The following is an 11,975-nucleotide window of genomic DNA, read 5'->3' on the forward strand; positions in this document are numbered from 1 at the left end:
GAGGGGGATACATCCGGTGCAGAACATCCATTGGAAGGAAAAACCGATGAAACGAATTTGCATGAAATTTGCGCTGATTGTCCTTGGATTCCTGGCATTTCCGACAAACGCCGATGCGGGTGAAGCGCAAAACCCCGCAGATAAAACCCTCTCACCCTATTTTTTCGTCAAAAGCGAAGATCCCACAGCGGACCAGCTGCCCCTTCAATCCACATCCGTTCAGGTGGACATCGCCGGTGTCATCGCCGACGTCAAAGTGACTCAGGTTTATAAGAACGAAGGGAAAAAGGCTCTCGAAGCCCTGTACGTTTTTCCGGCTTCCACGAAGGCTGCCGTCTACGGCATGAAAATGACCCTCGGGGAGCGTACCATCACGGCACAAATCAGAGAGCGTGAAGCGGCGCGCCGGGAGTATGAGGAAGCCAAACAGGCGGGCAAGAGCGCCTCGCTTCTGGAGGAGCAGCGGCCCAACGTCTTCCAGATGAATGTCGCCAATATTTTGCCCGGAGATGTCATCAAGGTGGAAATGAGCTACACCGAATTCCTCAATCCCACTGATGGAGTCTATGAATTCATCTATCCCACCGTGGTCGGTCCCCGCTATGCCAATCAGCCGGAAGCCACAGCCCCATCCTCGGAAAAGTGGGTAAAAACCCCCTATCTCCACCAGGGAGAACCGCCCACCTATTCTTTCGACATCCAGGTGAACCTCTCCACAGGAATGCCCCTCCAGGATGTCACCTGCCCTTCCCACAAGGTCACGACCCAGTTTGACGGCCCGGCTCTGGCCACCGTCAAACTGGCTGAAAACATGTCATCTTCCGGGAACCGGGATTTCATTTTGAAGTACAAGCTGGCCGGGGAAAAGATTGCTTCGGGTCTTCTTCTCTACAAGGGCGAAACGGAGAATTTTTTCCTGCTCATGCTGCAGCCGCCCCAACGCATCAAGACCGAAGAGATCCCACCCCGCGAGTTCATTTTCATCGTCGATGTATCGGGCTCCATGCATGGGTTCCCCCTGGACATCTCCAAAAAGCTCATGAAGGACCTTCTCGGACACCTCCGCCCCACAGACAGGTTCAATGTGCTGCTCTTCTCCGGCGGTTCCAGGGTCATGGCGGATGGGTCACTGCCTGCGACTCCTGAAAACATCGAGCGCGCCATCCGTATCCTCGACGAAGAACGGGGCGGGGGTGGAACCGAACTTCTTCCCGCCCTTCAGCGCGCTCTGGCCCTGCCCAAAGCGGAAGGCTCCGCGCGTTCCGTCGTCGTCGTCACGGATGGATACGTAAACGTTGAAACACAAAGCTTCGATTTGATTCGAAACAACCTGGGAAAAGCCAATCTGTTCGCCTTTGGAATCGGTTCCAGTGTCAACCGTTTCATCATTGAAGGGATGGCTCGGGCAGGGATGGGAGAACCCTTCATCGTGACCAGGCCGGATGAGGCCTCCAGCCAGGCCGAAAAATTCCGCAAGTATATCGAATCGCCGTTGCTGACGGGAATTCGTCTGGATTTCGGCGGCTTCAATGTGTATGACACAGAACCTTCGAACATCCCCGATGTGCTCGCTGAGCGCCCGGTGACGGTTTTCGGCAAATGGCGGGGTCTGCCCCGCGGAGAGGTTGTTCTGGAAGGCAGGGCGGGCCGGGAGGAATTTCGGCAGAAAGTGGATGTCGGTGCGGTCAATCCCTTGGAAGTCAATGCACCACTGCGTTACCTCTGGGCCAGAGAGCGGATCGCCACGCTATCGGACTACAATCACCTTCAGCCGGACGATGACCGTATAGCGGAAGTCAAAGAACTGGGTCTGAAATATCACCTGCTCACCCCCTACACTTCCTTTGTCGCAGTGGACACCCTGGTTCGCCGTAAAGACGGCGAAGTGACGACCGTCCAGCAACCGCTCCCCCTGCCCGAAGGAGTTTCGGACTACGCGGTCGGCAATGAGGGTCCAGGCGGCGCCCCGAGAAGCATGGCCCTTCGTGAGCAATATCCCATCCGTCCGCTTCCCCCTCCCACATCGGATGTGGATAAAAGTGGCGAGAAAACCGGGGAAGCCCGCATTTACGTTCAAGCCCACAGCGAAGAGATGACCGCAACGAAGGGATTGTCCAAAGAATCCGTTGAAAAGGTGATCGAGAAACATCTCCCTGAGATGGAGGGTTGTTACAGGAGTGCGTTGGCAAAACAGCCTGGACTTCAAGGAAAAATGACCCTGAAATTCGTGGTGGATTCCAGGGGAAGGGTGAGAAAGGTCCGGATCGTTTCCAGCGGATGGGTTTCGAGGGAGTTTCAGACCTGCATCGAGAACCTGCTGAGGCAGTGGCGATTCCCTGCTCCCTCTTCAGTAAGCAAAGTGGAAATCATTTATCCGTTCACCTTCGGTGTCCGATAAGACTATGACCGTCTGGAGTCTGGCATGAACAAAAACACCGCACCTTTTTTTCCAAACTGACAGGAAGATTTTTCAAATGCAAAACTGGCTCAAGGTATACGGCAATCGGCGAGTGCTCAGCCTGCTGGGCCTCGGCTTCTCTTCTGGACTCCCACTCGCCCTCACGGCATCCACGCTACAGGCCTGGATGGCGACCGAAAAAGTGGACCTTGCCCTCATCGGCATTTTTTCCCTGGTGGGGTTGCCGTATACCTTGAAGGTCCTCTGGGCACCCGTCATGGACCGCTTCACTCCCCCTTTCCTCGGCCGTCGCCGGGGCTGGATCGTTATCACACAAGTCCTCCTTGCCCTGGCTATCCTTGCCCTCAGCCTTGCTTCGCCGGCTTCCATGCCCTGGCTTGTGGCTTTTCTGGCTGTCATGATCGCCTTTTTCAGCTCGAGCCAGGACATCGTCGTGGATGCGTACCGTGCAGATGTCCTCCAGGAACGTGAATTGGGCGCAGGGGCCGCGACAACGGTTGTCGGATACCGCATCGCCCTCATCGTCTCGGGAGCCGTCGCCATGATCCTTTCCGATCATCTTCCCTGGCGGGCGGTGTATGGTCTCATGGCTGTCCTCATGCTCCTGAACGTCGCCTTTACCCTGGCGGCTCCGGAACCCGCCGAAAGGGTCGTACCACCCAAAACCATCAAAGAAGCCGTGTGGGGGCCGCTGGCTTCCTATTTTCGCCGCTCCGGCGCCGTGGAAATGCTCTGCTTCATCATGCTCTATAAACTGGGAGACGCCGTTGCGGGAGCCATGACCACCCCGTTCCTCCTGGATCTCGGATTCACTCGAACGGATGTGGGCACGGTAAACAAAGCCTTCGGGTTGATCAGCACGATCCTCGGAACGCTTGCGGGTGGAAGCATCATTGCAAAGATGGGAATCAACCGATCCCTCTGGCTTTTTGCCTTTCTCCAGGCTTTTTCGAACCTGGCCTTCACGGGACTGGCCTTGGTGGGAAAAAGCTATGCCGTGATGGTAACCGCGATCGGCCTTGAGAACATTTGCGGCGGCATGGGCACGGCGGCATTCGTGGCTTTCATGATGAGCCTTTGCGACAAGCGGTTCACTGCCACGCAGTATGCCCTCCTCACCAGCTTTATGGCTGTCACCCGCGTTTTGGCTGGAGTCCCCACGGGATTCATGGTGAATTCCCTGGGGTGGGCCATGTTCTATTCCGTGAGTGTGTTGGGAGCGCTTCCCGGTATTCTGCTTCTTCCCCGCTTCGCTCCGTGGAATGGAGGAGAGGGAAGAGGCTATGGAGCAAAAGAGGTGGAACTGGTGATCAGTGAATGAAATGACGATTTCCCAGCCGCACCCGCCGCAAACCGGCTTCTTTGGCCACCTTCAGGCAGGCTGCGGCCTGATCCCGCGAAGTCGTGGGAAAATCTTCCAAGCAAAACTGAGGGGTAAAAGCAAGCAAGGCATAGGGAATATCCGGATTGAGACTCGCGATGAAAGAAGCGATTTTGTAGACCTCTTCTTCTCCCACATAACCCGGCACCAGGAGCGTGCTCGCCACCAAAAGCGGCGGTTCCGGCCGCAAAGGAACCCACTCGGCCAGGCAAGCAAAATTTTCCAGCACCTGCCGGTTGTCGCATCCGCACAGGGCCTCGTGGATATGAGGGTCCCACGCTTTTAAATCCGCTTTCACACACCCTCCGGATTCCAGGGAAAGACGCGCCATGGGTTTGAGCCAGGCAGGGTTCATGCTCAGATTGGTTTCCCAACAGATGCGCAGAATCCGATCCGGATGCCTTCGCCGCATCTCCTCCGAAACACGCAGCGCATAGGGAAGCTGAGGTGTGGGGTCTCCACCGAAGAAGCAGACGCAACTGGTTTCATCGTTGACTTCATCGACCAGGGAATCGACGGAACGCCAGGTTCCCTTTGAGAGGCCGCTTCTCTTGAAAGACCAGTTCTGGCAGTAGAGGCAGTTGAAGTTACACCCTTCAAAAAACACGGCCAGATTATAGAATCCAACCTCCGTTCCACAATCATTGGCATACACTGGGTAGCCGGCTCCTGTTCCCCCAGGGCACACCCAGTCGGCCACACAGTTGGTGGGAAGAGGATCGTAGTAGCAGGAGACACGCGCCCTGGAACGTCCGTCCAGGCGCAGGCTGTTTTTATCCCCCGTACGAATGCCGCAGTACCCCGAATCCTTCTCCCCCATGAGGCACTCGTGCGGACAGAGGCGGCAGGATATCCCCCGGAGATTTCGTGGCGGGTTCCTGGGAAGGTCGAATACCTGCCTCGAGCGTGAATGGATGGCGGCGATCCGCTCACGGCTCTCTTCCCACCGGTTCTTTATACAATCGGGACAGACCTCAAGGCTGTGCCCGATCCCGGAAAGCCGTGCTCCGCAAATGAGGCAAACAAATGTTCTATTCCTGGACCTACCGCATCCCTTGATGAGCATGGATTCTTACCTCAACAAATCCTGGGGAGCTGTTCCCCGCGCAGCATGTCCAAAAGGCGATGGCCCCCGATGCGCGTTCTCAGGAACACACGCCCGGCGTCGTTTGAAACCGTTTCCCCTATCTTGCAGGCGTTTCTGCCCAGAGGATGATCCCGCATGACTCGAAGCACACTTTTCATGCATCGGGCGGGCACGAAAACAAGCACCTTTCCCTCGTTGGCCACATACAATGGGTCCAACCCCAGGATTTCACAGGCTCCGGCCACATCCTCACGCACCGGCAGGGCTTCCTCTTCCAGACGAATGCCCACATGAGACTGCTCAGCGATCTCGTTCAACGTGGTCGCCACTCCTCCTCGAGTCGGATCACGCAGCACATGGATCTGCGGACAGACCTCGAGCATTTTTTCCACCAGACCGTTCAGGGAAGCCGAATCGCTCCTGATTTCATTTTCAAATGCCAGGCCTTCCCGTTTACAGAGCACAGCCATGCCATGGTCCCCAATGGTGCCGTTGATCAAAACGGCATCTCCGGGTTCGGCATACTGCCCGCCCACCCGGACTCCAGGAGGAACAACACCCACTCCCGAGGTATTGATAAAGATTTTGTCCGCTTTGCCCCGAGGGACCACCTTCGTGTCTCCAGCCACAATGAAAACATTGGCTTCACGGGCGGCAGCCGCCATGGACGACACGATTTCCCCCAGTGTTTCCAGAGAAAGCCCTTCCTCCAGGATAAAACCGGCCGTCATATAGAGGGGTCTCGCCCCGCGCATGGCCAGATCGTTCACGGTCCCATGCACTGCAAGGCTTCCGATATTGCCCCCCGGAAAAATCACGGGGTCCACCACATACGAATCGGTGGTCATGGCAATCTGCCCGTTCCCCACATTCACCAGAGCGCTGTCGTTCATTTCAAGCAGATATTCATTCCGAAAGGATTGGATAAAAAGGTCTTGGACCAGCTCATGGGTCGCCCTTCCTCCACTTCCCTGATCCAACTGCACGGTCATGGATTCCATTCTCTTTCTTCCTCACTGCGCCGAAGAAAAAATCGGCGCATGCAAACCATCCGTCAGAACATCAATGTTCATAGCGATAATACGCCCCGCAAGTCCCTTCACTGGAAACCATGCACGGCCCCTTGGGATTTTGAGGAGTACACACTTTACGGAAAAGGCCGCATTGAAGGGGAGTCATCATCCCCCTCAGAACGTCTCCGCAGCGGCATCCCGGATGTTCCTTCACTTCTATCCTTGGCATGAAAAATCGGTTCACCGCATCGTAGTCCTTCCATCGGCAACGTATTTTCAGACCACTCCGGGGAATTTCCCCCAGGCCGCGCCATGTGGAATCGACCGGTTCAAAGATTTCATCCAGGAGACGTCTGGCCGCAAGATTTCCCTCCCAGCTGACAGCTCGCCGATACGGGTTCATCACATGGGCTTCCCCCTTTTCCACCTGGTCCGCAAGCATGGTGATGCCCTGCAGCAGATCGAGCGCTTCAAAACCTGTGACCACACAGGGGACATGGTAGCGGGTCACCACTTCTTCGTAGGCTGCGGCGCCGATGACGGTGCTCACATGGCCGGGGCAGAGAAAGCCGTCCAGTTGCTGATCTTTCGCTTCCAAAAGAGCCCGCATGGCTGGTGGGAGCAGCTTGTGTGCGGAAAAAACCGAGAAATTCCGAAGTCCTTCAGAAGCCGCCCGGCGTACCGCCGCAGCCACGGTGGGGGCTGTCGTTTCAAACCCGATGCCCAGAAATACGACCTGACGACCGGGATTTTCCCGCGCGATTTGAAGGGCATCAAACGAGGCGTAGACCATACGCACATCGGCCCCCCTGCTGCGTTCCACATGAAGGGAAGACGAGGACCCGGGAACACGTAGAAGGTCACCGAAGGTCGCTATGATGACCCCCGGCTGTTGAGCCAACCAGACGGCCCGGTCGATATCCTCGTTTGCCGTGACGCAAACGGGACACCCCGGACCGCTGATCAACTGAATGTTCGCCGGGAGCAGCTGCCTCAGCCCCAACCGGAAAATGGACACCGTGTGAGTTCCGCAAATCTCCATGAATTTCATGGTTCGCCCGTCACGACCTCTGCGCTGCAATCCGTTCAATAAGCTTTTAGCCAGCTGAGGGTCCCTGTATTCATCCAGATACTTCAAGACAACACCTCCTTATGTGGCTCATGCTTCGCAGCTGATGGCTCATGCTTCGCCGTTCATGGCTCATAGTTCATGGCTCATAGTTGATGGCTCATAGTTGATGGCTCATAGTTGATGGTCCATAGTTGATGGTCCATAGTTGATGGTCCATAGTTGATGGTCCATAGTTCATGGCCCGAAGGGCATAAGTACGCTGAAGTCTCTGAATCCAGCACTTCGCCCCAACCATGCCCCATGCCCCATGCCCCATGCCCCATGCCCCATGCCCCATGAGCCATGCCCCATGAGCCATGAACCATGAACCATGAACCATGAGCCATGAGCTACGAGCCATCAGCTGCGAAGCATGAGCCAATCCGCTCCAATATACGCCTGGCCGAGAGCAATACAGGCGTCATTTGTCGGCACTTCCATGTGGCTGTACACCTGAAAACCCTGCTGCATAAGCTCTGAATGCAGTTTATCGAAGAGATAGGCATTCTGGAAGACGCCGCCGCTCATGGCGACACGATTCAAACCCGTATCTTCCCTCGCACGCCGAATTCCTTCGCTCAGCAGATTCACGAGGCCATTGTGGAATCGCGCGGAAATGATGCCGACTCCTTGTTTGCGTTTTACTTCGCCAGCCACCTCCGCCACCATCGGATAAGGATCCAAAATCAATGTCTCTTGCTCTCTCGTCACAATCCCCTCGTAACTCCCATCGTCGGCTTCCATCACCTGTTCTAGTTCAATGGCCGCCTGCCCTTCGTAAGTGACGGAATCTCTCAGGCCAATGAGAGCGGAAACGGCGTCGAACAATCTGCCGCAGGAAGACGTGAGGGGGGAGTTGACCCGCCGTTCCAACATCTGCACCAGAATCCTTCGGTTTTGCACGGACCATCGCTCCACGACATGCGCGAAAGTCTCTTCGCAATTCCGGGGGTCTATGCTCCACAAATAAGCCAGAGCCATGCGCCATGGTTCCTTGATGGCCTTGCTTCCTCCCGGAAGAGGAACATGGCGCAAATGCCCCAGGCGTTCAAACCGGTGTCCATCCACCCGAAGGATTTCGCCTCCCCATAGGGTACCGTCGGTTCCGAAGCCGGTCCCATCGAGAGCCAACCCGAGCAGAGGGCCTGTCAGCTTTTGTTCCGCCGCAACGGAGGCGATATGCGCATGATGATGCTGCACGGCAAGACGTTGAAGGCCCTTTTGTCCCAGAGCCCACTGCGTACTGAGGTAATCCGGATGAAGATCGTGGACAACGCATTCCGGCTGAATTTCCAGGATGCGCTCCAGGTGAGAGATGACGTGTTCAAACGAATTGAGGGTTTCCAGGTTCTCGAGGTCCCCGATATGCTGGCTGAGAAACGCTTCCCGGCCCCGTGTGAGGCAGATGGTGTTTTTCAGTTCCGCCCCTACGCCCAGAACCGGCGGCACCGGTTCACGCAAAAAAACCGGCAGGGGGACATAGCCGCGCGCCCTGCGCATGGGACGGGGCTTGCCGTGAAGCACCCGCGTCACGGAATCATCGCACCGCATGTGGATGTCACGGTCGTGAAAGAGAAAATAATCGGCGATGTCCTTCAGCCGCTCGCGGGCGTCCTCATTGGTCATGACTATGGGCTCATCACTTCGATTGCCGCTGGTCATGACGAGAGCATCGTAGGAGCAACCCTCGAAAAGCAGAAAATGGAGCGGTGTATAAGGGAGAAAGGCCCCCAGAAAACGGTTGTGGGGCGCAACGCTGGGAGCGATGACCGAACCGGCTTTGTCGGCACGAATTTTCAGAAGTACGATGGGACGCTGCAAGCCCGTCAGGAGCACTTCCTCTTCCGCATTCACCAGACAGACCTCTTTGACCGCATCCACACTACAAAACATGACGGCAAAGGGTTTTTCCTCCCTGACCTTTCGACTGCGCAGGCGATTCACCGCCCCTTCATCGCCTGCATGGACCGCCAGGTGAAATCCTCCCAGCCCCTTGACGGCCAAGATGGAACCCGTTTCCAGATGCCGAACCGACCGAAGAACGGCATCGTCCCCTTCGGCCACCTTCCGCCCGGCGGGAGTTTCCAGCCAGACCCGCGGGCCGCATTCCCAGCACGCATTGGGTTGAGCATGAAACCGGCGGTCCATGGGATCTTCATATTCCTTCCGACAGGCGGGGCACATGGCGAAGGAACCCATGGTGGTTTTGTCACGATCGTAAGGAATGTCTTTTATGATGGTATAGCGGGGACCGCAATGGGTGCAGTTGATGAAAGGATAACGGTAACGGCGGTTCAAAGGGTCGTTCAATTCCCGGAAGCAGTCGTCACACGTACAGACATCGGGTGCAATGAGGGTGGATCTCGACTGTTCCCCGTCGCTTTTGACAATGGTGAAGCACTCTACCGGGGAAAATTTCCTATCGAGAACGTCCATTTCATCGATGCGGGCGAGAGGGGGGGCTTTGGCAGAGATATCCCGCAGGAAACGATCGATTTGTTCGGCATGGCCCGCAGCATCGATTTCAACTCCATTGGAGTCGTTTCGAACCCAGCCCCCGAGCTGGTACCGGTGGGCCAGTTGATAGATGAAGGGGCGGAATCCAACCCCCTGGACAATGCCACGAACCCGAACAAACACCCGCCGATTTTCCTCAGCCATTCTCATTTTGGATGTCTCTCACAATATCGGCATTTCCGACATCCCCACAATCCCCCTTCAAAGGGGGTTTCATCCTAAAACCGCCCCTTTTTCTGTTCCCGCACTTTACCTTCCAGCCAGGAAAGCCAGGGGGTCAGGCCTTCGCCCGTACGGCAGGATACTTCAAAAACCTGCTGATTTCCGTTGAGCTGGCGGGTCCGTTCGTGAATTTTTTTGACATCGCAATCGATATAGGGAAGCAGATCGATTTTATTGATGAGAAGGACTGAACTCAGCTGGAACATCAGGGGATACTTCAGGGGTTTGTCATCCCCTTCGGTTACGCTCAGGATCATGACCTTATCGTGTTCCCCCAGGTTGAACTCGGCCGGACAGACCAGGTTCCCCACATTTTCGATGATGAGAAGATCCAGGTCTTTGAGATCGATGGATTCCAGTGCGATCTGAATCATGTTGCCATCCAGGTGGCATCCACCCTCGGTATTGATCTGAACGGCCTGGACCCCTTTTTGCTGAATGCGTTCGGCATCGTAGGAAGACTGAAGGTCCCCTTCGATCACCGCCATCTTCAGCCGCCCCGCCAGACCGTCGATGGTCTTTTCAAGGAGGGACGTCTTACCCGCCCCCGGCGAACTCATGAGGTTGATCACGTATATGCCCGCATCGTCGAAACGCTTGCGGTTTGCGGCCGCCAGCCGTTCATTGGCCTGGAGTATGTTGCGAACTACGGGAACATTGATCTGCGCCATTATCCTCCCCCGTTTCCCCCTCTATGCTGACAATGGAAAGATCCCTCCCGCTCACCAATTCCAGGGTGGGATCACCACATTGAGGGCACAAGAACATCTGGTTTTCCACTTCAAAAAGAATATCGCATCTGGAACATCTCGCAATCACCGGAACCGTCTCGATTTCCAGTGAAGCCCCTGCCGCCAGGGTATCTTTGCTCACCAACTCGAAACAAAATGTCAGGGATTCAGGGACAACAGCAGCCAGAGCTCCCACCTGGATCCTGATCACCTTCACGCACTCCAGGGAATGCTTTTGCCCCTCTTCCTGCACGATTTCCAAGAGACTCTGTGCGATCGACAGCTCGTGCACAGCTTTCTCCTCATTCATTGAAATGGGTATCATCGGGTGCAAAAACCCGGGAAGGGTTATCATTTCGGAGCGAAGGATTTATCCTACCCGTAAAAAAGGGATTGCCGTTTCCGCTCCCCGGGCCTTATTTAACATCTCCGTTCTCGATCCCAAAAGAGACCGAAGCCCGAAATTCAAACGAGACGTTGGGAATTAACATGAGCCAATGAATGGGTCAAGATGTGCGGCTGTATTTGTTCCTCATACATCCCGTTCGGCGGTCGATGAAGAGGTGCTATGTACTTTTTTATAGTAAGGTTTTCAATCAATACTACAGTGAGAATGTAAGAGCAGCATGGCTCCATCGTAGAGCTGGCAAAGTCTTCTTTTCTCCTCTACGATAGAAGTCTCATTGTCGTATCAATTGTTCCGTTGATTATGGAAGCCCTCTGTGATTTTATAAAAATGTGTGTGAAACCTGGAAGAAATTTGCATAATCCCAAATAAGGAGGAACCGATGGCAAAAAGAATAGGAGTGATTCTGTCGGGATGCGGTGTTTTTGATGGATCGGAAATCCATGAGGCCGTTCTGACCCTGCTCGCTCTTGGCCGGGCGGGTGCAAAAGCCGTCTGCATGGCCCCCAATATAGAGCAATATCACGTGATCAACCACTTGACGCAGCAGGAAACCAATGAAAAGAGAAACGTCCTCGTGGAATCCGCCCGCATTGCCCGCGGGGACATCAAGGACATCAAAGACGTGAAGGCATCAGACATCGATGGACTCATTCTTCCCGGGGGATTCGGGGCCGCCAAGAACTTGAGCGATTTTGCATTCAAGGGCCCCGATGCCACGGTGAATCCTGAAGTGAAACGATTGCTCGAGGAGATGGTTGCCGCGAAAAAGCCCATCGGAGCCATTTGCATCGCTCCGGCCACTCTGACGAAGGCGCTTTCGGACAAAAAACCCGAAGTGACCATCGGGAACGATGTGGGAACCGCCCAGGGCATCGAAGCCATGGGGGGGCGTCACCATACTTGCACCGTGGACATGATCCACGTGGATAAGAATAACAAAATCGTGACAACTCCCGCCTACATGCTCGGTCCGGGAATCAAAGACGTGGCCCGGGGAATCGAGAAACTGGTGGCCAAAGTGGTGGAACTGGCGGGTTAGCACCGGCAAGCATCTTTTCATTGCCCTCTATCTTTTCGGGAGAGGA

9 protein-coding genes are annotated in these 11,975 nt (G+C 55.4%); 3 read left to right on the plus strand and 6 right to left on the minus strand.

Features of this window, described 5'->3' with window-relative positions; genetic code table 11:
- The first annotated feature begins 46 nt into the window (after positions 1–46).
- Together QMG16_RS06775 and QMG16_RS06780 are read left to right on the plus strand one after the other, a co-directional pair.
- Positions 47–2,398: a TonB family protein gene (locus QMG16_RS06775; protein WP_281793215.1), complete on the plus strand. Its 2,352-nt coding sequence runs from the start codon at positions 47–49 to the stop codon at positions 2,396–2,398.
- A 76-nt stretch (positions 2,399–2,474) separates the two neighbouring features.
- Positions 2,475–3,740: an AmpG family muropeptide MFS transporter gene (locus QMG16_RS06780; RefSeq protein ID WP_281793216.1), complete on the plus strand. Its 1,266-nt coding sequence runs from the start codon at positions 2,475–2,477 to the stop codon at positions 3,738–3,740.
- Here the strand turns inward: QMG16_RS06780 and QMG16_RS06785 are convergent.
- The 6 genes from QMG16_RS06785 to hypA all read right to left on the minus strand — a co-directional run bounded on the left by QMG16_RS06785 (position 3,730) and on the right by hypA (position 10,773).
- Positions 3,730–4,866 (minus strand): radical SAM protein, encoded by a 1,137-nt coding sequence (locus QMG16_RS06785; RefSeq protein ID WP_281793217.1) that lies wholly within the window; start codon positions 4,864–4,866, stop codon positions 3,730–3,732. The two genes, QMG16_RS06780 and QMG16_RS06785, sit on opposite strands and share 11 nt — an antisense overlap.
- Before the next feature lie 11 nt (positions 4,867–4,877).
- On the minus strand, positions 4,878–5,888 hold the full coding sequence (hypE, locus tag QMG16_RS06790; protein ID WP_281793218.1) for a hydrogenase expression/formation protein HypE: 1,011 nt from the start codon (positions 5,886–5,888) through the stop codon (positions 4,878–4,880).
- A 61-nt stretch (positions 5,889–5,949) separates the two neighbouring features.
- Positions 5,950–7,038, minus strand: a complete 1,089-nt coding sequence (gene hypD, locus QMG16_RS06795; RefSeq protein WP_281793219.1) for a hydrogenase formation protein HypD — start codon at positions 7,036–7,038, stop codon at positions 5,950–5,952.
- Positions 7,039–7,371: 333 nt separating this feature from the next.
- On the minus strand, positions 7,372–9,651 hold the full coding sequence (gene hypF, locus QMG16_RS06800; RefSeq protein ID WP_281793220.1) for a carbamoyltransferase HypF: 2,280 nt from the start codon (positions 9,649–9,651) through the stop codon (positions 7,372–7,374).
- A gap of 95 nt (positions 9,652–9,746) precedes the next feature.
- Positions 9,747–10,421 (minus strand): hydrogenase nickel incorporation protein HypB, encoded by a 675-nt coding sequence (hypB, locus tag QMG16_RS06805; RefSeq protein ID WP_281793221.1) that lies wholly within the window; start codon positions 10,419–10,421, stop codon positions 9,747–9,749.
- Positions 10,372–10,773, minus strand: coding sequence for a hydrogenase maturation nickel metallochaperone HypA (gene hypA / locus QMG16_RS06810; RefSeq protein WP_281793222.1), 402 nt, complete (start codon positions 10,771–10,773; stop codon positions 10,372–10,374). Before hypA ends, hypB begins: the two co-directional genes overlap by 50 nt.
- Before the next feature lie 496 nt (positions 10,774–11,269).
- Here hypA and elbB point away from each other — a divergent pair, with 496 nt between their 5' ends.
- Positions 11,270–11,929 carry an isoprenoid biosynthesis glyoxalase ElbB gene (gene elbB / locus QMG16_RS06815; protein ID WP_281793223.1) on the plus strand — a complete coding sequence of 220 codons (660 nt, stop codon included), beginning with the start codon at positions 11,270–11,272 and terminating at the stop codon, positions 11,927–11,929.
- Positions 11,930–11,975: the final 46 nt, after the last annotated feature.

It is taken from the genome of Desulforhabdus amnigena (assembly GCF_027925305.1).
Classification (GTDB): domain Bacteria; phylum Desulfobacterota; class Syntrophobacteria; order Syntrophobacterales; family Syntrophobacteraceae; genus Desulforhabdus; species Desulforhabdus amnigena.

Coding starts and splice junctions, on each gene's coding strand:
- hypE (WP_281793218.1), bottom strand. CDS start 5,888: ATGGAATCCATGACCGTGCAGTTGGATCAGGGAAGTGGAGGAAGGGCG.
- hypB (WP_281793221.1), bottom strand. CDS start 10,421: ATGGCGCAGATCAATGTTCCCGTAGTTCGCAACATACTCCAGGCCAAT.
- elbB (WP_281793223.1), top strand. CDS start 11,270: ATGGCAAAAAGAATAGGAGTGATTCTGTCGGGATGCGGTGTTTTTGAT.
- QMG16_RS06785 (WP_281793217.1), bottom strand. CDS start 4,866: ATGCTCATCAAGGGATGCGGTAGGTCCAGGAATAGAACATTTGTTTGC.
- QMG16_RS06780 (WP_281793216.1), top strand. CDS start 2,475: ATGCAAAACTGGCTCAAGGTATACGGCAATCGGCGAGTGCTCAGCCTG.
- QMG16_RS06775 (WP_281793215.1), top strand. CDS start 47: ATGAAACGAATTTGCATGAAATTTGCGCTGATTGTCCTTGGATTCCTG.